At 70.0% G+C, this 18,402-nt stretch carries 20 protein-coding genes; 15 read left to right on the top strand and 5 right to left on the bottom strand.

Features of this window, described 5'->3' with window-relative positions:
* Positions 1 to 216: 216 nt before the first annotated feature.
* Entirely contained in the window at positions 217 to 912 is a 696-nt protein-coding gene (locus AB1K54_RS12475; protein WP_371203077.1) for a TetR/AcrR family transcriptional regulator, read from the bottom strand.
* A gap of 149 nt (positions 913 to 1,061) precedes the next feature.
* On the opposite strand from AB1K54_RS12475, the gene AB1K54_RS12470 reads away from it, so the two are divergent.
* From AB1K54_RS12470 to AB1K54_RS12445, 6 genes are read left to right on the top strand one after another with little or no spacing between them, the layout of a single operon-like run.
* The gene (locus tag AB1K54_RS12470; protein ID WP_371203076.1) at positions 1,062 to 2,840 is read left to right on the top strand and encodes an ABC transporter ATP-binding protein; all 1,779 of its coding nucleotides are present in this window, start codon (positions 1,062 to 1,064) and stop codon (positions 2,838 to 2,840) included.
* Complete coding sequence (locus AB1K54_RS12465) at positions 2,837 to 4,570, top strand: ABC transporter ATP-binding protein (RefSeq protein ID WP_371203075.1); 1,734 nt, start codon at positions 2,837 to 2,839, stop codon at positions 4,568 to 4,570. The genes AB1K54_RS12470 and AB1K54_RS12465 overlap by 4 nt, the downstream gene beginning before the upstream one ends.
* A gap of 23 nt (positions 4,571 to 4,593) precedes the next feature.
* On the top strand, positions 4,594 to 5,238 hold the full coding sequence (locus tag AB1K54_RS12460; protein WP_371203074.1) for an MptD family putative ECF transporter S component: 645 nt from the start codon (positions 4,594 to 4,596) through the stop codon (positions 5,236 to 5,238).
* Entirely contained in the window at positions 5,216 to 5,968 is a 753-nt protein-coding gene (locus AB1K54_RS12455) for an energy-coupling factor transporter transmembrane component T (RefSeq protein ID WP_371203073.1), read from the top strand. Before AB1K54_RS12460 ends, AB1K54_RS12455 begins: the two co-directional genes overlap by 23 nt.
* Positions 5,965 to 7,434 carry an ATP-binding cassette domain-containing protein gene (locus AB1K54_RS12450; RefSeq protein ID WP_371203072.1) on the top strand — a complete coding sequence of 490 codons (1,470 nt, stop codon included), beginning with the start codon at positions 5,965 to 5,967 and terminating at the stop codon, positions 7,432 to 7,434. Before AB1K54_RS12455 ends, AB1K54_RS12450 begins: the two co-directional genes overlap by 4 nt.
* Positions 7,435 to 7,444: 10 nt before the next feature.
* Entirely contained in the window at positions 7,445 to 8,302 is an 858-nt protein-coding gene (locus AB1K54_RS12445; RefSeq protein WP_371203070.1) for an MFS transporter, read from the top strand.
* A 9-nt stretch (positions 8,303 to 8,311) separates the two neighbouring features.
* Here the strand turns inward: AB1K54_RS12445 and AB1K54_RS12440 are convergent, their stop codons facing one another.
* Positions 8,312 to 8,710, bottom strand: a complete 399-nt coding sequence (locus AB1K54_RS12440) for a Fur family transcriptional regulator (RefSeq protein ID WP_371203069.1) — start codon at positions 8,708 to 8,710, stop codon at positions 8,312 to 8,314.
* A 93-nt stretch (positions 8,711 to 8,803) separates the two neighbouring features.
* Here AB1K54_RS12440 and AB1K54_RS12435 point away from each other — a divergent pair, with 93 nt between their 5' ends.
* Both AB1K54_RS12435 and AB1K54_RS12430 read left to right on the top strand, forming a co-directional pair.
* Complete coding sequence (locus AB1K54_RS12435; protein WP_371203068.1) at positions 8,804 to 9,139, top strand: ArsR/SmtB family transcription factor; 336 nt, start codon at positions 8,804 to 8,806, stop codon at positions 9,137 to 9,139.
* Positions 9,136 to 9,291 (top strand): zinc transporter permease, encoded by a 156-nt coding sequence (locus tag AB1K54_RS12430; RefSeq protein ID WP_371203067.1) that lies wholly within the window; start codon positions 9,136 to 9,138, stop codon positions 9,289 to 9,291. The genes AB1K54_RS12435 and AB1K54_RS12430 overlap by 4 nt, the downstream gene beginning before the upstream one ends.
* Before the next feature lie 63 nt (positions 9,292 to 9,354).
* Here the strand turns inward: AB1K54_RS12430 and AB1K54_RS12425 are convergent, their stop codons facing one another.
* On the bottom strand, positions 9,355 to 10,383 hold the full coding sequence (locus tag AB1K54_RS12425) for a GTP-binding protein (RefSeq protein WP_371203066.1): 1,029 nt from the start codon (positions 10,381 to 10,383) through the stop codon (positions 9,355 to 9,357).
* A gap of 66 nt (positions 10,384 to 10,449) precedes the next feature.
* Between AB1K54_RS12425 and ykgO the strand changes: the two genes are divergently transcribed.
* Positions 10,450 to 10,572 carry a type B 50S ribosomal protein L36 gene (gene ykgO / locus AB1K54_RS12420; protein ID WP_371203065.1) on the top strand — a complete coding sequence of 41 codons (123 nt, stop codon included), beginning with the start codon at positions 10,450 to 10,452 and terminating at the stop codon, positions 10,570 to 10,572.
* Positions 10,573 to 10,798: 226 nt separating this feature from the next.
* Here ykgO and AB1K54_RS12415 read toward each other — a convergent pair whose 3' ends face one another.
* Positions 10,799 to 11,023 carry a hypothetical protein gene (locus AB1K54_RS12415; protein WP_371203064.1) on the bottom strand — a complete coding sequence of 75 codons (225 nt, stop codon included), beginning with the start codon at positions 11,021 to 11,023 and terminating at the stop codon, positions 10,799 to 10,801.
* A 117-nt stretch (positions 11,024 to 11,140) separates the two neighbouring features.
* Here AB1K54_RS12415 and AB1K54_RS12410 point away from each other — a divergent pair, with 117 nt between their 5' ends.
* From AB1K54_RS12410 to AB1K54_RS12390, 5 genes are all read left to right on the top strand, one after another.
* Entirely contained in the window at positions 11,141 to 12,259 is a 1,119-nt protein-coding gene (locus AB1K54_RS12410) for an NAD(P)/FAD-dependent oxidoreductase (RefSeq protein ID WP_371203063.1), read from the top strand.
* Entirely contained in the window at positions 12,253 to 13,386 is a 1,134-nt protein-coding gene (locus AB1K54_RS12405; protein ID WP_371203062.1) for an arsenic resistance protein, read from the top strand. The genes AB1K54_RS12410 and AB1K54_RS12405 overlap by 7 nt, the downstream gene beginning before the upstream one ends.
* An 81-nt stretch (positions 13,387 to 13,467) precedes the next feature.
* The gene (locus AB1K54_RS12400) at positions 13,468 to 14,532 is read left to right on the top strand and encodes a mechanosensitive ion channel family protein (RefSeq protein WP_371203061.1); all 1,065 of its coding nucleotides are present in this window, start codon (positions 13,468 to 13,470) and stop codon (positions 14,530 to 14,532) included.
* Positions 14,529 to 15,026, top strand: a complete 498-nt coding sequence (locus tag AB1K54_RS12395; RefSeq protein WP_371203060.1) for a globin — start codon at positions 14,529 to 14,531, stop codon at positions 15,024 to 15,026. The genes AB1K54_RS12400 and AB1K54_RS12395 overlap by 4 nt, the downstream gene beginning before the upstream one ends.
* A gap of 57 nt (positions 15,027 to 15,083) precedes the next feature.
* Entirely contained in the window at positions 15,084 to 16,751 is a 1,668-nt protein-coding gene (locus tag AB1K54_RS12390; protein WP_371203059.1) for an FAD-binding dehydrogenase, read from the top strand.
* A 2-nt stretch (positions 16,752 to 16,753) separates the two neighbouring features.
* On the opposite strand, the gene AB1K54_RS12385 is transcribed toward AB1K54_RS12390, so the two are convergent.
* On the bottom strand, positions 16,754 to 17,428 hold the full coding sequence (locus AB1K54_RS12385; RefSeq protein ID WP_371203058.1) for a hypothetical protein: 675 nt from the start codon (positions 17,426 to 17,428) through the stop codon (positions 16,754 to 16,756).
* Between the two features lie 116 nt (positions 17,429 to 17,544).
* On the opposite strand from AB1K54_RS12385, the gene AB1K54_RS12380 reads away from it, so the two are divergent.
* Positions 17,545 to 18,399, top strand: coding sequence for an acyl-CoA thioesterase (locus tag AB1K54_RS12380; RefSeq protein WP_371203116.1), 855 nt, complete (start codon positions 17,545 to 17,547; stop codon positions 18,397 to 18,399).
* Positions 18,400 to 18,402: the final 3 nt, after the last annotated feature.

Raw genomic sequence — 18,402 nt, 5'->3', positions numbered from 1 at the left:
GGGATCGCCGGCGGGATCTTCGCCCTGGCCGGCGTCCTCACGCTGTGGTTCGGCCGCCGTCTGTCGATCTTCCGCGAGCGGAACGGTTGCGTGCGGGAGGAGGATCAGGTCCCGGGCGACCCCACGAGCGGCTTCGACGAGCTCAGAATCGGCAGAGGCTCCGAACACTAACCAAGCTGTGCAATGGCCAGCCCGCGCGGCTGTTGGAGGCGCGGCCTACGTCGTGGCCACCCGCGAGCTCACATCGAGGCCGGCGATGGTGGTGTCGACTACGAAACGGTAGTAGTCCCAGCGCATCCTCGCGGCGGTCTCGCCGCCCTCCGCGAATGGCTGGATGAAGTCCTGACCCATCGCGCGGACCTCGGCGGATGCAGCGGGCATCTGGCGGAACTCGGCCATCATCGTGGCGTGGTCCCGAGGGCCGTCTCCCTCGTGCTGAAGCCGGTCGTCGCCCATCGAGACCGTCAGCATGGCGTTGTTGAGCAGCACCGCATAGGCGACGTCCGCGCGGCCTGCAAAGCCGCCGCGGTGCAGGACGCTCATGCCAGCCTCGAGGACGGGCAGCACCGCGGGAATCGTCGGGCCGTGCATGAGCATCCACTTCGCCGACCCCGGATACGCCGCCGCGCGAGGGCCCGCCGAGTACAGCAGCGCGCGGAACCACTCCTGCCATGGCAGTTCCGCGTCGGGCGGCTCGATCTGCAGGAGCATCCGCTCCACGACCCGGCGGCACAGCAAGTCCTTCCCGCCGACGTGGTGGTAGATCACCGAGGCGGCCACGCCGAGCCGCCCGGCGAGGTCGCGGAGCGACCAGCTCATCAGGTGCGACTCCCGGGTCAGCTCAACCGCGGCGTCGATGACGCGTTCGGGCGTCAGACCGACGTGGAACGGTGCCGGTTCTGTCGCGGTCACTGTGGCTCCTAGGGCTGGCTCGGGCGAGTGCATCCCGCGCGAACCCATTGAAGTAAGGCTTGCCTTACTTGTAGGCTCGCGGTCGAGATTAGAACACTGTTCATTGTACCGTTTGATAATCGTTCTCAATAACGTGAGGGAGAAGTGCGATGAGCGTGGAGCGAAGCGCGACACCAGGGGCGGAGGGATCGTTCTTCGCGCCGGTGCAGGGCCGCCTGGCGGGGATCATCGCCCTGGCTGCCCTTGGCGCCGTCAGTAGCGTGATCCCGTTCATCGCGATCGTGGAACTCGCGCGCACTCTGTTGCCGTCGATCGATGGTGCCGCCATCGACGTCAGGCATGTATGGGCGATCGTGATCGTCGCCGTCGTCGCACTGGTGGTCAGCTTCGGCGCGGCCTTCCTGTCCGGCCTCGTCGGCCACTTCGCGGATGCCGAACTCCAGCACTCCCTGCGGCGCAGGATCATCCGCCACCTACAACGCCTCCCGCTGGGGTGGTTCGACCAGCACAGCTCGGGGTCGGTGCGCAAGCTCATCGAGAACGATGTGGTCGCGCTGCACCAGCTCGTCGCACACTCCATACAGGACATCCTCACCGCGATCACGGTGCCCGTCATCAGCCTGGTCTACCTGTTCGTCGTGGAGTGGCGGATGGCGCTTGCGGCGCTCGTGCCACTCGTCCTCATCATGCTCGTCTACCCGCTGATGATGCGGGGCGCCGGCGAGAAGTACGTGCAGTACGACCAGGCGACCCAGACACTGTCGGGTGCGACCGTCGAGTTCGTGCAGGGAATCGCCGTCGTCAAGCGGTTCGGGCAGTTAGGACGCAGCCACCGCCGCTACCGAGACGCCACCGCGGAATACTCGAGGCTCGTCGGCGAGTGGACCCGTGAGACGGCCGTGGCGTTCACGATCGTCGAACTGCTGGCTTCGCCGATCGTCGTCCTCGCCTGGCTGCTGGCCGCCGCCGTCTGGCTCGTCGCGAACGGCGGCGCGTCTCCGGTCGACGTGCTCCCAGGACTGCTCCTCGGGCTCGGGCTGACCGCGCCGCTGATGAAGCTCGGGGCGTCAGGCCAGTTCCTGCGCAACGCGGGCAAGGCCCAGCAGTCGCTCGCCGCGTTCTTCGCGCTCCCCCCGGTTACCCAGCCGAACGCTCCGCAGACGCCGGTGGGCGGCTCGGTCGGATTCGAGGACGTGGCGTTCAGCTACGACGGCGAGCGCCGCGTGCTCCACAAGATCGCGGCATCCTGCGCCCCCGGCACCTTGACCGCCCTCGTCGGCGCCTCAGGGTCGGGGAAGTCGACGCTCGCGAAGCTCGTCCCCCGGTTCTACGACGTCGACGCGGGTGCCGTCGACATCGGCGGAGCGGACGTGCGCCAGGTCGCCTCCGGCGAACTGTACCGTCAGGTCGGCTTCGTGTTCCAGGACGCGCAGCTGCTGCGCGCGAGCCTGCGCGACAACATCCGCCTCACCCGGCCCGACGCGACCGACGCCGAGGTCGAGGCCGCTGCCCGCTCCGCGCAGATCCACGATCGCATCATGCGGTTCGAACGCGGATACGACGCCGTGGTCGGCGAGGACGCGAACCTCTCCGGCGGTGAGGCCCAGCGGCTCACGATCGCCCGCGCACTCCTCGCCGACGCGCCGATCCTCGTGCTCGACGAGGCGACCGCGTTCGCCGACCCGGACTCGGAAGCGGCGATCCAGCGCGCGCTGAACACCCTCGCGGCTGACCGCACCGTGCTCGTGATCGCCCACCGCCTGCACACCATCACTGGCGCCGATCAGATCCTCGTGCTCGACGGAGGCCGCATCGTCGAGCGCGGCACCCACGCCGAGCTCGTCGCGGTCGGCGGGCAGTTCGCGAAGATGTGGGCTGTCTACCAGGCCAACCATGCCCGCGCTCTCCCGGAAGGAGCAGGCGCATGATCCGCCGGCTGCTGCACTACTGCTCGCCCCGCGCCCGGCGCCTGGTGACCGCGGAGCTGAGCTTCGTCGTGGTCGCCGCGGTGCTGCAGGGCATCGCGTTCCTCCTGCTCGTCCCGTTGCTGCGATCCCTGTTCGTCGGCGACCTCGACGCCTCCTGGGGATGGCTGATCGCGGTCGTCGCAGCCGCAGTCGGTTACGTCGCCGCGTCGTGGTTCGCTAGCCAGGTCGGGATGGAGGCGTCGATCGCGGTACTCGATTCGCTTCTCGAACGCCTCGGCGACAGCGTCGTCTCGCTGCCGGTCTCCTGGTATTCGACCGACCGCACCGGCCTCGTCACCGGCCTCGCTACGCAGGGCGCGATGTTCGTCTCAACGATGCCCTACGCGATCCTGCGGCAGATCCTCGCTGGCTTCGTCGCTCCCGGCACTGTCCTGGTCGGCATGTACTTCTTCGACTGGCGGCTGGCACTCGCGATGACGGTCATGGTCCCGATCATCGCGATCGGCTACCGCTGGCTCAGCAGCGGCATCGGACGCGGTGACCAGGGCCACTCGCTTTCCGTCGCCGAAGCCTCCAACCGGGTCGTCGAGTTCGCCCGCGCCCAGCCCGCCCTCCGTACCGCAGGTGAGGGCTCCATCGCCGCCCGTCTCGTCGACCAGGCGCTCGAAGACCAGCACCGGGAGTACCGAGGCCTGCTCATCACCGGGGGGTCGGCCATCGCGCTCTTCGCCGGCCTCGTGCAGCTCTCGGTCACGGTGCTGCTGGTCACGGGCGCGTTCCTCGCCGTCGGCGGGGCCGTCGACATCGCAACCCTGATCGCGTTGCTCGTGCTCGGCGTGCGGTTCAACGAGCCGATCGTCGTCGCGGGCGACCTCGGCGGCGGCGTCGCCGTGGCGAAGTCCACCATCGACCGGCTCGACGAACTAGCCGCCGTCCCCAGACTGCCCGAGCCCGAGCATCCGGCGACGCCTGCCGACTACAGCATCGAGTTTCAGGATGTCACCTTCGGCTACGGCGGCGACCCGGTGCTCCAGGAGTTGTCGTTCACCGCACCAGCCGGCGGGATGACCGCGATCGTCGGCCCCTCCGGCTCGGGCAAGACCACGAGCACCAAGCTGATCGCCCGGTTCTACGACCCCGAAGCCGGCACGGTGTCGATCGGTGGCGTGCCGCTGCCCCAACTCGGCACCTCCGTGGTCGAGGCGGCGGTCGCCCCGGTGTTCCAGGACGTCTACCTGTTCGACGACACGATCCTGAACAACGTGTGGATCGGCAACCCCGATCTGCCCCGCGAGGAGGTCATCGCCGCCGCCACGCGCGCCAGGGTGGACGAGATCGCCGGTCGCCTCCCCGGCGGGTGGGACGCCCGTGTCGGCGAGGGCGGCTCGAGCCTCTCCGGGGGTGAGCGTCAGCGCGTCTCCATCGCCCGCGCACTGCTGAAGGATGCGCCGATCGTGCTGCTGGACGAGGCGACTGCGGCGTTGGACATCGGCAACGAGATCGCGATCGGCGAGGCCGTCGACGCGATTCGCGGGGGCCGGACGCTGATCGTCGTCGCACACCGACTGCAGACCATCATGACCGCCGACCTGATCATCATGCTCGACGGCGAAGGTGGCATCCGTGAGTCCGGCACCCACGCCGAGCTGCTCGCCCACGGCGGCGCCTACGCCCGCTATTGGAACGAGCGCGTCGCGGCCGACGGCTGGCAGCTCGCTCCCCACGAATGACCCCGCCCCTGAAAGGACTCCCCATGACCGATGAGACCCTACCCGCCCCCGCTGCGGCCGCTGTTGCAGAGCGTCCGCGCTTCTCGATCGAGTTCAGCGCCCGTGATCTGCTGAACGTCGCGATCTTCGCCGTCATCTTCATCGTCGTCACCTACGCGATCGGGATGCTCGGCATCATCTCCCCGCTGACCTGGCTGCTCGCGGTGCCCGTCTCGATCATCGTCAACGGCATCCCGTTCATGCTGTTCCTGACCCGCGTCAAGCACGCCGGAATGGTGACCCTGTTCGCCGCGATCGTCGGCCTGTTCTACCTGCTGAGCGGCAACACGCTCGTCAGCACGATTGCGATCGTGCTGCTCGGCATCCTCGCCGAGCTCGTCCTACTGGCCGGACGCTACCGCTCGAGGTGGGCGGCGATCGGCGCCTACACCGTGTTCAGCCTGGGCTTCTTCTCGCCGTTCCTGCCGCTGCTGTACGACCGTCAGGGCTACTTCGGCTCGGCCACGTGGACCCAGATGGGCGAGGACTACATCCGCGCATCCGACGAGCTGTTCTCGCTGCCTGTGCTCGGCCTGCTCGCCCTCGCGATCCTCATCGCCGGCTTCCTGGGTGGTCTGCTGGGTTCGGCAGTCCTGCGCAAGCACTTTGTCCGCGCCGGCCTCGCTTGACACGGACGCCCCGGCCGTCGTCGCGTCCGCGAACCGGCTGGGGCTCGACCCGCGCAGCAAGATCATCCTCGTCATCCTCGTCAGCGCGGTCGTGATGAGCCCCGGCGGGCTGCGCTTCGTACCCGCCGCGCTCGCCCTCGCGGTCGCACTGGCCGCCTGGGAGGGCGCGTGGCGGCGCGCCGTCGCCCTCCCCGTCGTTGCCGGTGCGATGTGGGTGCTCGGGTGGCTGCTGCCGCTGTGGTGGCCGAACGCCTTCACCGCGATCGTGTCGATCGCGTGCGTCTACCTGATCCGCTTCGTCGTCGCGATCGGCGTCGGCATGCACCTGATCGCGACGACCTCTCCCACGCAGCTGTCCGCCGCGTTCCGTTCCTGGCGCATCCCGCGCGCGATCTCAGTGACCCTCGCGGTCATGCTGCGCTTCTTCCCCGTCGTGGCCTACGAGGCGGACGCCGTGCTGGACGCGATGCGGCTGCGCGGGCTGACCGGCCCGACCGGGTTCCTGTGCCATCCGATCCTGAGCCTGGAACGCTTCGCCGTGCCGATGATTGCCGCGAGCCTGCGCGCCAGCGAGGACCTGTCGGCCTCCGCGATCCTGCGCGGCCTAGGCTCCCGCCGAACCCCGACGTCGATGAACCCGCCCCGATTCGCCGCGCCCGACCTGATCCTGCTCCTGGCCCTCCTGGCGCTCGCCGCCTGGGCGCTGCTCGCACCCCCGCTGCTGTCATGATCCGACTCGACAACACCACCTGGACCTACCCGCACGCAGCCAGCCCGAGCCTGCGCGTCGCCGACCTGCACATCACGCCGGGCGAGTTCGTCATCCTGTGCGGAGCGTCCGGGTCGGGGAAGTCCACCGCGCTACGGCTGATGAACGGACTCATCCCGCACTTCCACGACGAAGGCGTCCTGACTGGCACCGTCACCGTGAACGGGACCGTCACGGCGACCGCGGAACTGGACGAGCTCGGACTGGTCACCGGAACGGTGCTCCAGCATCCGCGCCGCCAGTTCTTCACCGACAGCGCCGCCGAGGAACTCGCATTCGCGATGGAGAACTTCGGCGTCGACCGCGACCGGATGCGCGCGCGCGTGAGCGACGAGTTGTCCGCGCTTGCAGTAGGCGTGCCGGTCGAGCAGCGCCTCTCCGAGCTGTCCGGTGGTCAGCAGCAGCAGGTCGCCATCGCCGCCGCCACCGCGCACGGCCCTGGCGTGCTGCTGCTGGACGAGCCGAGCTCGAACCTGTCCGCCGGTGCCGTCGACCGCCTCGTGCGCACCCTCGCCGGCCTAAAGGCGCGCGGCGTCACGATCGTCGTCGCCGAGCATCGACTCCGCTACTTGCAGGAGCTCGTCGACCGGGTGATCGTCATGCGCGCCGGGACCGTCGACCTCGAATGGGACGCCGTGGCATTCCGGGCGGTCTCCGACGATGACCTTGCCCGCGAGGGGCTGCGCGGCCGAATCCGCAGCGCCGAGGTGCCGGCCCTGCCAGCCACGGGCCGCAGCATCCTCGGCCCCCTCCCGGTCGGCGAGGTGCCACCGGGCGCGTTGGATCTGTCCGCCATCTGCTGCCGGCTCGGCGGGCGCACCGTCCTCGAGGTGGAACGCGCCGTGTTCGCCGCCGGCGAGGTCACCGCGATCCGTGGCGTCAACGGCGCCGGCAAGTCCACCCTCGCCCGCGTCGTCACCGGCCTGCAACGCAGCGCCGGCACCGTTCGGCTTGACGGTCGCGCAATGAGCCGGAAGGCACGGCAACGAGCCAGCGCGATCGTCATGCAGGACGTCCAACGCCAACTGTTCACCGATAGCGTGGAGGCCGAGATCGAGCTGGCCGCTGATGACGGCGCTGATGCGCCTGACACACGCTCGGTGCTCGACGTGCTCGACCTCGCCAGCCTTGCCGAACGGCACCCGCTGTCGCTGTCCGGCGGTCAGCAGCAGCGCCTCGTCGTCGCGGCCGTCCGCGTCGCCGGACGCCGCATCGTGATCTTCGACGAGCCCAGCTCGGGCGTGGACCGTCGCCACCTCCAATCGATCTGCGATCAGATTCGTCAGGTCGCCGCCGCGGGCGCGGTCGTGCTGCTCATCAGCCACGACGACGACCTGCTCGCCCTCGCCGCCGACCGGCAACTTACCCTGACCCCGCCCGCCGCGCAGCGGCAGATCGCGCCCGTCCATGGGGGCGGGAACGAATGAAGGAGGCACCATGACCTCGCCCACCCCGACCACGGCGCCCGAGACGGTCGCTCCTCGCCCGCAGATCCCGCTACTGCTCGCGGCGGTGCTGCTGATCTACCTCGCGCAGATGACCCTCAATCCGATCATCGCGCCGCTGTCGCGCGAGGTCGGGCTCGCCGAGTGGCAGATCGGGGTGACGATCAGCACGGCAGCGGTCATGGTCGTGCTCACCAGCCAGTTCTGGGGGCGCCGCTCCCAATCCCTGGGCCGCAAGCCCGTGCTCGTGGCGGCGTTCGTCCTCGCGACGGTCGCGATGATCCTGTTCGCGCTGCTGGCCTGGCTCGGCATGAGCGGCGCGATCACCGGCGTGACGCTGTTCCTGCTGTTCGTCGCTCTGCGCGGCATCGGCTTCGGCACCGCGATCGCCGCCGTGCCGCCCACCGCGCAGGCCCACATCGCCGACGTGACCCCAGACGGGAAGACTCGGGTGAAGGGGATGGCCGGCGTCGGCGCGGTGCAGGGCATCGCCATGATCGGCGGATCCGTCATCGGCGGGGCGCTCTCGGCCTTGGGCCTCATCGCTCCGCTGATCGCGGTGCCGGTGCTGCTGCTGGCCGGCCTCGCCCTGATCGTCTTCCGGCTGCGCCGCGAGCCCCGTCACGAGCTCATCGAAACCCCGACCAGGGTCAGCCCGTTTGACTCGCGCGTGTGGCCGTTCCTGCTCGCCGGGTTCGGGATGTTCACCGCACTCGGGTTCATCCAGGTCATCACCGGCTTCATCATCGCCGGCACGGCGATCACGGCCGTCGTGGCGGCCTTCGTCCTCGTCCACCCGCGTTTCCGTCGTGCAACTGCGGGCGCGCCGGGCGTCGACGTCGAGCCCTGACCTCCGGCGTCACGTCGCCGCGCAGTCGGAGCAACGGCCGAATGCCTCGAGCAGGTGGCGCGTGATCGTGTAGCCGTTGCGTTGCGCCGCCGTGAGGAGCCAGTCCTCGCTGGGCGGGTCGATCTCAACCGCCTTGCCGCAGTCCTCGCAGACCAGGTGGTGGTGGCCGCCAGGGCGGCAGGCGCGGAACAGCTGCCCGCCGGGCACGGGAATGGTGTCAGCCCCGCCCGCCTCCACCAGAGCGTTCAGCCGTCGGTAGACGGTGGCAAGGCCCACCGGGTTCCCTTCGTCATTGAGGCGCTGGTGGAGGTCTTGGGCGGAGACGAATCCGGGCGACTGCGCGAGGGCCGCGGTGATGGCCTCCTTCTGAACCGTGCTGCGCGGGTCACCGGCTCTGGCTCGGGGCATGATCCAGTCTCCCTTCGATCGCGCTGCGCAAGAACGCCTCTCAATGAGTATATTCATATTGCAATCTGTTTATGCGTGTGATCGGATGGTGCCGTGCATAAGGAGCCCGGTCTGGCGGATGCGGCGCAGTTGTTCAAGGTGCTCGGCAATGAGTCGAGGCTCTGGCTGCTGCGACTCATCGGCGATGAGCCGAGGACCGTGGGGGCGCTGGCGGAGGCGACGGGAATGTCGCAGCCGCTGGTGTCCCAGCACCTCCGCTCGCTGCGTCAGTCGGGCCTGGTGTCCTCCACGCGCAGCGGCAAGGAGGTCACGTATGAGCTGGCCGACGTGCATGTGTCGCACGTCATCGCCGACGCGCTCGCGCACGTCCTCGAGCCCGCCGCGGCCTACGTTGCTGCGGATTCATCACGGAAGGAACAGACACCATGACCATCACCGACCCCCATGCCGAGCACAGCCTGGCGGAGCACGCACACGGTGCCGGCTGCGGCCACGAGGCCGTTGAGCACGGCGATCACATCGACTACCTGCTCGGCACGCACCGGCATGCCGAGCACGGCGACCACTACGACGAGCACTGACCGCCGCTCGCCCGCGCAAGGGGACGTCCCGCGTCGACGGCACGTCCCCTTCGTCATGCTGGCTCAGTCGGCCCGGTCGGTGGCGGTCTGCCAGATCGGGAAGGGGTCGGCGAACCCGGCCCAGGCCATCGGGCCCGCCGCCAGCTCAGCATCGGTCAAGGCTGCGTTGTCCATCGCGGCAGCGAGCCGGTCGCATTCGAGGCGGAGACCGATGAACGCGAGATCCTGGCCGACGGCGAGCAGCTCCTCGTCATCTGCCAGTCGGCTGTCGTCGCTGAGCGGGTTCAGGGAGAACATCTGGCCGGCGTGCTCCCACTGTGCGACGACGCGCGGGCGGGTCGCGAGCCGGCAGAATCCGGCCGAGCGCACGAGGACGCCGAACTCTCCGTCCTCGATCCGGTCGAGCAGCGTCATGAGCCGCCTCGGATGCAGCGGGCGGACCTGCTCATAGCGGAACGCGCTGACGCGAGCGTCGGTCATGTGCGGGGCGAAGTCCCCGTTGAGCAGACTCACCCAGCCAGGGCGAGACTGCCCCGGAACGTAGGGACCGGTCGCGCCGACGTGCTCGATCGTGCGCCGGTGCAGCCGCAGCCGGGCGAACGGGCTCAGGTGGCTGACCAGCGCCATGATCGTCGCGAGCTCGAACGGCGGCAGCGCCTCCCAGCCCACGAAGACGATCGTGGAGGCGTACTCGATCTGCATGACGGTCAGCAGAGCCCGTGCGGTCATCGGCGCCGCGATCCCGCTGTCCGCGTCACGCAGCGGCAGGTAGTCGTCGCGGTGCAGGTCGTCGAGCAGATGCGCGGCGTCGACGACGCAGATCAGGCCGATGAGCCGGGCGCGCTCCTCCTGGTCGGCGAACGTCCCGATCAGCTCAGTCGCCACCACCGCATCGGGCACCTCCACTACCGCTCCCGCAGCCGGATCGGTCCACGAGGCGAGCACGGTGGCCTCTTGCGCCGCATCAGGTGAGCCGGCCAGGCGGGACGCGGGGAAGAACGCCCGGTTCGTCAGCTGCGCCAGCCGCTTCGCATAGCGCAGCCGCTCCGGCCCGCACGCTCCGACGACCGCGATCACGCCTACTGCATCCACCGTTGTTTCCCCGCTCTCGCCGAAGGTATAGTCCCTAATGATAATCATTCTCACTAAGGAGTTGCCGTGAAAGTTCGCGCCTCGCTCAAGTCGTTGAAGAACCAGCCCGGTGCGCAGGTCGTGCGCCGTCGGGGCAAGGTCTACGTCATCAACAAGCTCAACCCGCGGTACAAGGGCCGCCAGGGCTGAGCCACCCCCGACGCGCCGAGCCGAGCCGAGCCGAGGAGACACCGATGCCCGATACCGCGCGGCGCAAACCCGAGCCCGCCGACGTCGTGGTCGGACTGGCAACCGTCGCCCGACTGCTCGCCCTTGAACTCGCGCAGCGACCAGGACGACCGAGACCGCCGTGCTGAACCGCCTCGCGGCCCGGGTCGAACGGATGCAATACGGCGGCTGACGGCTCAGGCTCGCGTCACAGGTGCAGTCGACGGCGGCGCTCGAACTCGCGCTCACGCGCCTCACGCTGCCGTTCCTCCTGGTAGTTCCGCCGCAGCGTCTCCCGATCGATCGCGAGCCGGTCCGCCGACCCCCGCCCATCGGCGACGCTCGTCACGTCCGCGGTGTCGGCCGGGCGCGCTCGACGCGGCAGACGGAGACCGGCAAGTCGTCGGCCAGGCGTTACGGCATCGCTGACCATCGGGCTCCTTTCGTCGCCTGGCTGCCCGGCGCGTCCGGGGCAAGCTGTGCCCTACCGTAGTCTATTGAGAATCATTCTCACCTGATCCGGTGCGACGCACCTAGAAGGCATAGCGATATGGCTCCCCCCCAGAAGACCCTTGACGCGCTCGTCGTCGGCGCCGGCCCCGCCGGGATCGGCACGGCCCTGGCCCTGTCGGCGGTCGATGACCTCGTGCTCGGCGTTGTCGACCGCGGACAGATCGGGCAGACCTTCCTCGACTGGCCCGAGGCACAGACGTTCCTTACGCCGTCGTTCACCGGCAACGGATTCGGGGCGACGGACCTGAACGCGGTGCACCCCCGCACCTCGCCGGCGTTCAGCCTTGGGGCGGACTACCTGACGGGGCCGCAGTACGCGAAGTACCTGCGGAGCGTCGTGAAGCATTTCCGGGTGCCGGTGCTGTCCGACACCGACGTCACCGTGGTCGAGCCCGCCGACGGCGGCTTCGAGGTGGAGACCTCGCGCGGGCCGGTGCGCGCGCGAGCCGTGGTGTGGGCCGGCGGCGAGTTCGCCGACCGCCCCGACGCGCGCCTGTCCGGTGTCAGCCTCGCCGACCACTCCGCGACCCTGGAGGCGTGGGAGCAGAGGGATGGTCGGGTGATCGTGATCGGCGGCTACGAGTCCGGCATCGACATCGCCTGCCACCACGTCGAGCACGGTGCGACCGTCACCACCGTTGACGGCGAGAGCCCGTGGGACGCCGACTCCGGCTCAGACCCCTCGTTTCGGCTCGCGCCCCGCTCTCGGATGCGGCTCAACGCCGCGACGGCGACCGGCCGGCTGACCCTGACCGGTGCGCACGCTGGCAGCATCAAGCGCGACGGCGCCGAATGGATCGTAAGCCTGGACAACGGCACGAGGATCCGCGCCGACTCCCGCCCGATCGCCGCCACCGGGTTCGGACCAGGCCTCGGCCCCGTCGCCGATCTGTTCGCGCGCCGGCCGGACGGGTGGCCCGAGCTCGACGAGGACGACCAGTCCACGATCACGCCGGGCCTGTTCCTGTCCGGGCCTGCGATCCGGCACGGCGGGCTGAAGTTCTGCTTCGTCTATAAGTTCCGGCAGCGCTTCGCGCACATCGCCCGAGTCATCGGCGAATCGCAGGGCAAGGACTGCGGCGCCCTCGAGGAATGGCGAAGCGCCGGGATGCTCACCGACGACCTGTCCTGCTGCGGGGTCGAGTGCGCATGCTGACCGCGGCGCCCCGACCCTGGGCGATCACGGGGCTGTTCGTCGCCGCGATCCTCGCGGGAAGCCTGGCCGGCGCGCTCGCCCCCGCCGCCGGTGACGCCCTCAGGCCGGTGGTGGACCCGGCGATCCTGCTGCTGGTCGGGCTGCTCGTGTTCACGCTCCGGCTGGACTCCCTGGCCTCCCTGAGACGGGCGCCGCGGACGGCGATGCTCGCGCTCACGCTGAACTTCGCCCTGGTGCCGGCGATCGCGTTCGCGCTGACCTCGCTGCTGCTTCCCGAGGACGCGCTGCGGCTGGGGGCGCTGATCTACTGCCTGTTCCCCTGCACGGATTGGTTCCTCGGCTTCACCCGCATGGCTGGCGGCGACACGACCACCGGAGCCGCGCTCATCCCGATCCAGATGCCCCTCCAACTGTTGCTCTACCCGGTCTGGCTCGCCCTGCTCGCCCGCCAGCAGGTCGCGCCCGCGCTCGACGCGATCGTGCCGACGCTGGCGACGTGGTTCGCGCTGCCGGCCGGGATCGCGCTCGCGCTGCGGTTGGTGCTGCGCCTTGCCCTCTCGCTCGCGCTGCGCGAGCGGATCATGCAGCTCGCCGACCGGGCGGTGCCGCTGGTGATCGCCGCCGTGATCCTCGGCCTGTTCGCCGGGAGTGTCGGCATGATCCTCGCCGACCCCGCCGCGTTCGGATGGGTGCTGCTGGTCGTCTTCCTGTTCTTCGGCATCGTCTATGCGATCGGCGAGGGTGTCGCACGCCTGTTCCGGCTCCACCATTCCGCGCACGCGCTGCTGACGATGACGACCTCGGCGCGAAATGCCCCGCTCATGCTCGCCGTCACCACCGTCGCCCTGCCCGGCCAGCCGGTCGTCTACGCGGCGATCATCCTCGGCATGCTCATCGAGTTCCCGCACCTGACCGTGCTGACCCACCTGCTGCGCCGCAGAACGTCGGAGCCGGACGACAGGGCTCGTCTTGCTGTTTCGGCAGAGGAATTCTCACCCTCTCCCACGCGCCGCGTGCCGTCGACCTGTCCTACTGAGAACGGTCATCCCAAGCGTGTGAGGGAGGTCGGATGCCGGTGCTCGTTGCGCCGTCGCGTCCCGCGCTCACCGCCGCCCCGCCCGACCTGACCGCCGTCGTCGCCGAGGTCGAGGCCCTGCCCGCGAGAGAGTCTGAACTCCTGCCCAGCCGCCCTCGTTAGGATCGACACGATGGATCTCCTGCCCTTCGACACCGCCCCGCCGGCCCAATGGACGTGGGAGTGGTGGCTGCTGATCACGACGGCCACCGGCGGAAAGCTGCTCGGGATCGCCGCGGTGGTCCTCGGGGCCGTCCTGCTGTCGTGGCTGCTGAAGTTCGTGATCCGCCGCGTCGTCAACCGCATCGTGTCGGGCGCGAAGAACAAGGCGAACGTCGATGACACGCGTGCGCTGGACCGCTCCCCGCTCGCCGCGGTGCGGCTCGTCCAACGCACGCGCACGCTCGGCTCGATCCTCGGCAACATCGTCAACGTCGCGATCGTGATCGTCGCGCTCCTGATGATCATCAACATCATCGATGCGAGCGTGCTGGGCTCGTTCGCGCTGCTGTCGGCGGCGATCGGCGCGGGCCTCGGTTTCGGCGCCCAGAACATCGTCAAGGACGTGCTCAACGGCATCTTCATCGTCGCCGAGGATCAGGTGGGCATCGGCGACGTCGTCGACCTCGGTCTCGCGACGGGCATCGTGGAGTATGTGAGCGTCCGCGTGACGCATGTGCGCGACGTCAACGGCACGCTCTGGTACGTCCGCAACGGCGAGATCACGCGCATCGGCAACATGTCGCAGGGCTGGTCGCGCGTGATCATCGACCTCGCGGTCCCCGTCGACGCCGACATCGTCGAGGTCGAAGACAGGATGCTCGCCGCGGCGAAGAGCCTCGTCGCCGACCCGAAGTGGCGCACGCGCGTGCTCGAGCAGCCCGAGATGTGGGGGCTGGAGTCCGTCTCGGGCGATGCGCTGGTCATCCGCCTCGTGCAGAAGACACGCGCCAACGCGAAGGACGACGTCGCACGCGAACTGCGGATGCGGCTCAAGAAGGCCATCGACGAGATGGGCCTCACCCTTCCCCAGCTCAACTCGATCACCCTGATGGGGCTCGACAGCGCGCAGCGCGTCCGCGGCGCGAACGCCCCCAAGACGAAGCCGAACCCCGTCGCGACGCCGCCCGAGCGGCCCACGTGGAAGCCGAAGCGCCCCGGCAAGGGCGCCGACGCGGCACCGGAGAAGACCTCATGACCGACGCATCCGACACCGCCCAGCCCCTGAGCTTCTACGACGAGGTCGGCGGCCATGACACCTTCGTGCGCCTGGTCGACGCGTTCTACCGCGGGGTCGCCGCCGACGAGGTGCTGCGGTCGATGTATCCCGAGGCGGATCTCGGCCCCGCGCGCGAGCGCCTGACCCTGTTCCTCGAGCAGTACTGGGGCGGGCCGACGACCTACAGCGAGCGCCGCGGACACCCGCGCCTGCGCATGCGGCACGCGCCGTTCCACGTCAACCCCGACGCGCGCGACCGGTGGCTGCACCACATGCGCGCAGCCGTCGACGAGCTCTCGCTGGCGCCGCTTCACGAGACCACGCTGTGGGACTACCTGCAGCGCGCCGCGTTCGCGATGGTAAACACGTTCGAGCCGACCGGCATCGGTCCGCAAGCCGCGGGTCGCTCGCGCGGCGCACTGCCTGTCACCGCGGTTCCGCGCGTGCCCGCGCACGACGACGGCGACGCCTGACGGCGGCCGGCCCCGCGATCCGAACCCCCGGACAACCCCCCTGACAAAGGAGTCGCCATGCCCGCCACCTCGACCCACTCCACCGATCTGCTCGTGATCGGGTGGGGCCTTGCCGGTCTCGTCGCCGCGTCGGAGGCGGCCGCCGCGGGCAAGCGGGTCGTCATCGTCGACCAGGAGCCGCGCACGAACCTGGGCGGACAGGCGTGGTGGTCATTCGGCGGGCTCTTCTTCATCGACTCGCCCGAGCAGCGCCGCTTCGGCATCAAGGACTCCCTCGAACTGGCACGCCAGGACTGGTTCGGCAACGCCGGCTTCGATCGCGAAGAGGATGCCTGGCCGAAGCGCTGGGCCGAGGCGTACCTGCAGTTCGCGCACGGCGAGAAGCGCGCGTGGCTGCGCGAGAAGGGCGTGGGCTTCTTCCCCGTCGTGGGCTGGGCGGAGCGCGGCGGCTACACCGCCACCGGGCCGGGCAACTCGGTGCCGCGCTTCCACATCACGTGGGGCACCGGCCCAGGCCTCGTGGCGCCGTTCCAGGCGGCTGTGGAGGCCGCCGAGGCATCCGGGCGCCTCACGATCCTCCCCCGCCACCGCGTGACGGGCCTGACGCTCACCAGCGGCGCTGTGACCGGCGCGTCAGGCGACATCCTCGCGCCGTCCGGCACGGCGCGCGGTGTCGCATCTTCGCGCGAGGTCGTGGGCGCGTTCGAGATCGCCGCGGGCGCGACGATCGTGTCGTCGGGCGGCATCGGCGGCAATCACGACCTCGTCCGGCAGTGGTGGCCCGAGCGCCTCGGCACCGCGCCGGCGACGATGGTCACCGGCGTCCCCGCGTACGTCGACGGCTCGATGCAGCTCGTCTCAGGCGCCGCCGGTGCGCGCCTGATCAACCGGGACCGCATGTGGCACTACGTCGAGGGCATCCAGAACTGGGATCCGATCTGGCCCGATCACGGCATCCGGATCCTGCCCGGGCCCTCTTCGGTGTGGCTCGACGCGACCGGCCACCGTCTTCCCGTGCCGCTGTTCCCCGGCTTCGACACCCTCGGCACCCTCGCCCACCTGCGTCAGACGGGCCACGACCACTCGTGGTTCGTGCTCTCGCAGAAGATCATCGAGAAGGAGTTCACCCTCTCAGGAAGCGAGCAGAACCCCGACTTGACGGGCAAGGACCTGCAGCTGCTGGTGAAGTCGCGCCTCGGCAAGGGCGCGCCGGGACCGGTGCAGGCGTTCATGGACAAGGGCGCCGATTTCGTCGTGCGCGACAACCTCGCCGACCTCATCGACGGCATGAAGGCCCTCCCCGGCGGAGATGCGCTCGACGCCGACCGCGTGCGCTTCGAGGTGGAGGCGCGCGATCGCGAGATCGACAACGACTTCACCAAGGACGCACAGATCGCGATGCTGCGCTCGGCACGGTCCTACCGCGGCGACAAGCTCATCCGCACCGCGCCGCCGCACCGCATCCTCGACCCCGCGTCCGGACCCCTCATCGCGGTGAAACTGCACGTGCTCACCCGCAAGTCCCTCGGCGGCATCGAGACCGACCTGCAGGGCCGCGCGCTGGCGGCGGGCGGTCAGCCGGTGCCCGGCCTGTACGCGGCGGGCGAGGCATCCGGTTTCGGAGGCGGCGGCGTGCACGGCTATCGTGCGCTCGAAGGCACGTTCGTCGGCGGATGCCTCTTCTCGGGCCGCATCGCCGGTCGCGCCGCAGCGGCCGCCGTCTGACGCTACGCCGACGAGCCGGTCCGGCGCACGTCGGTGAGTCCGACGCGCGCCGGACCCCGCACGATCACATGCCCCCGCGCGAGGGTGAGCCGCGTCCACGGACCGGACGTGCGCACCGCCACCTCCTCCTCGCCGACGATGAACCCGAGGGCGAACGCCGCGAAGGCCGCGCCCAGCGGGAGCCCCGCGAGCTCGTCGTCGGCGCCGCCCCACACCGACGCGCGCACGGCGCGCACGGCATCCTCTCCCGCCTCTCGCGGCACCGCGTCGGCGACCGCTGCGATCCCCCATTGCGCGCGGGCGGCAAGAACGGATGCCGCCACCGAACCGGTGACCACCCACCCCGCCCGCGGTGGCGCGATGCCCACCCACGCGGGCGAGACGGCGGTGTCGGGCAGCACGACGGCGCGGGAATCGTCGGCGTCGGCGTGCAGCGCCGTCGCGTCGACCACGAGGTCGCACTCGAGTTCGAGATCGGCCGGGAGCGTGCGCATGCCCAGCACGGTGGGCGTCGCGTCGAACAGTCCGCGCGGGGCCAGCGGCGCCGAGGTCATCGCCAGGACGCCGCTCTTCGCGGCCAGTCGCACCGCGCCGTCGCCCAGTCGTGCCGTCCGCCCGGCGAAGGTCAGCGCATCCTGTGCGGCGTGCGGATCGGCGAACAGAACGCGTGCGGGCATCCGCCTAAACTACCAAGCGACGGTGCGAGTCCCGCCGTCCAGACGGAGGACCCGTGACCGACGCGAACCAGCCCGCTCCACCGGACCTGGTGCCCGATGCCGATCCCGTCGCCAGCATGCTCGAGATCCTCGCGCTGTTCGAGACGGGGGCACGCACCACCGAGGACATCTTCACGGGGGTGTCGCAGAAGATGCCGCTCGGCCGTGTCTACGGCGGCCAGGTGCTCGCGCAGTCGATCGTCGCCGCGACCCGAACGGTGGACGAAGACCGTTCCGTGCACTCGATGCACGGCTACTTCCTGCGCCCCGGGGACTCGAACCAGGGCATCACGTTCTCGGTGGACCGCATCCACGACGGTCGGTCGTTCTCGACGCGGCGCACGCAGGCGTTTCAGGGCGGGGTGCCGATCTTCTCGATGATCGCCTCGTTCGAGACCGAGTCGAGCGGGCTCGACCACGCCGCCCCGATGCCGACGGACGTGCCGCAGCCCGAAGACCTGCCCGACATCGAGGATCACCTCACCGGGCTCCACCCGGTGTCCAAGCGCCTCTTCACCGACCGGCCAGCCGACCTCCGGCACATCCCGTCGCCGATCTATCTCGAGGCGGGCGCCGAGCGCATGCCCAGTCAGGCGGTGTGGATGCGCGTGCGCCGACCGATTCCCGACGACCCGACCATCCAGCGCGCGGCCCTCGCCTACCTCAGCGACCTCACGATCCAGGAGTCGATCCTGCGCGCCCACGGCATCGCGTGGGCGACGCCCGGTCTCAAGGTCGCCAGCCTCGACCACGGGATGTGGTGGCATCGCGACGGTCGGGTGGATGACTGGATGCTCTACGTGCAGGAGTCGCCGAGCGCCCGCGCCGGTCGCGGGCTCGCGACCGGACGCATCTACGCCCGCGACGGACGGCTGATGGCGAGCGTCGCGCAGGAGGTCATGGTGCGCGTTCCAGAGCACCGCGACCGGTGACCG

Origin of the sequence: Microbacterium sp. BWT-B31, assembly GCF_041379855.1 — a bacterium.
GTDB lineage: Bacteria > Actinomycetota > Actinomycetes > Actinomycetales > Microbacteriaceae > Microbacterium.
This window is presented reverse-complemented; position numbering and strand designations above follow the sequence as displayed.

Bases quoted from the DNA above. Each gene is read 5' to 3' on its own strand.
- AB1K54_RS12470 (WP_371203076.1), top strand. From the start codon at position 1,062: ATGAGCGTGGAGCGAAGCGCGACACCAGGGGCGGAGGGATCGTTCTTC.
- AB1K54_RS12465 (WP_371203075.1), top strand. From the start codon at position 2,837: ATGATCCGCCGGCTGCTGCACTACTGCTCGCCCCGCGCCCGGCGCCTG.
- AB1K54_RS12460 (WP_371203074.1), top strand. From the start codon at position 4,594: ATGACCGATGAGACCCTACCCGCCCCCGCTGCGGCCGCTGTTGCAGAG.
- AB1K54_RS12450 (WP_371203072.1), top strand. From the start codon at position 5,965: ATGATCCGACTCGACAACACCACCTGGACCTACCCGCACGCAGCCAGC.
- AB1K54_RS12445 (WP_371203070.1), top strand. From the start codon at position 7,445: ATGACCTCGCCCACCCCGACCACGGCGCCCGAGACGGTCGCTCCTCGC.
- AB1K54_RS12440 (WP_371203069.1), bottom strand. From the start codon at position 8,710: ATGCCCCGAGCCAGAGCCGGTGACCCGCGCAGCACGGTTCAGAAGGAG.
- AB1K54_RS12430 (WP_371203067.1), top strand. From the start codon at position 9,136: ATGACCATCACCGACCCCCATGCCGAGCACAGCCTGGCGGAGCACGCA.
- AB1K54_RS12415 (WP_371203064.1), bottom strand. From the start codon at position 11,023: ATGGTCAGCGATGCCGTAACGCCTGGCCGACGACTTGCCGGTCTCCGT.
- AB1K54_RS12410 (WP_371203063.1), top strand. From the start codon at position 11,141: ATGGCTCCCCCCCAGAAGACCCTTGACGCGCTCGTCGTCGGCGCCGGC.
- AB1K54_RS12405 (WP_371203062.1), top strand. From the start codon at position 12,253: ATGCTGACCGCGGCGCCCCGACCCTGGGCGATCACGGGGCTGTTCGTC.
- AB1K54_RS12400 (WP_371203061.1), top strand. From the start codon at position 13,468: ATGGATCTCCTGCCCTTCGACACCGCCCCGCCGGCCCAATGGACGTGG.
- AB1K54_RS12395 (WP_371203060.1), top strand. From the start codon at position 14,529: ATGACCGACGCATCCGACACCGCCCAGCCCCTGAGCTTCTACGACGAG.
- AB1K54_RS12390 (WP_371203059.1), top strand. From the start codon at position 15,084: ATGCCCGCCACCTCGACCCACTCCACCGATCTGCTCGTGATCGGGTGG.
- AB1K54_RS12385 (WP_371203058.1), bottom strand. From the start codon at position 17,428: ATGCCCGCACGCGTTCTGTTCGCCGATCCGCACGCCGCACAGGATGCG.
- AB1K54_RS12380 (WP_371203116.1), top strand. From the start codon at position 17,545: ATGCTCGAGATCCTCGCGCTGTTCGAGACGGGGGCACGCACCACCGAG.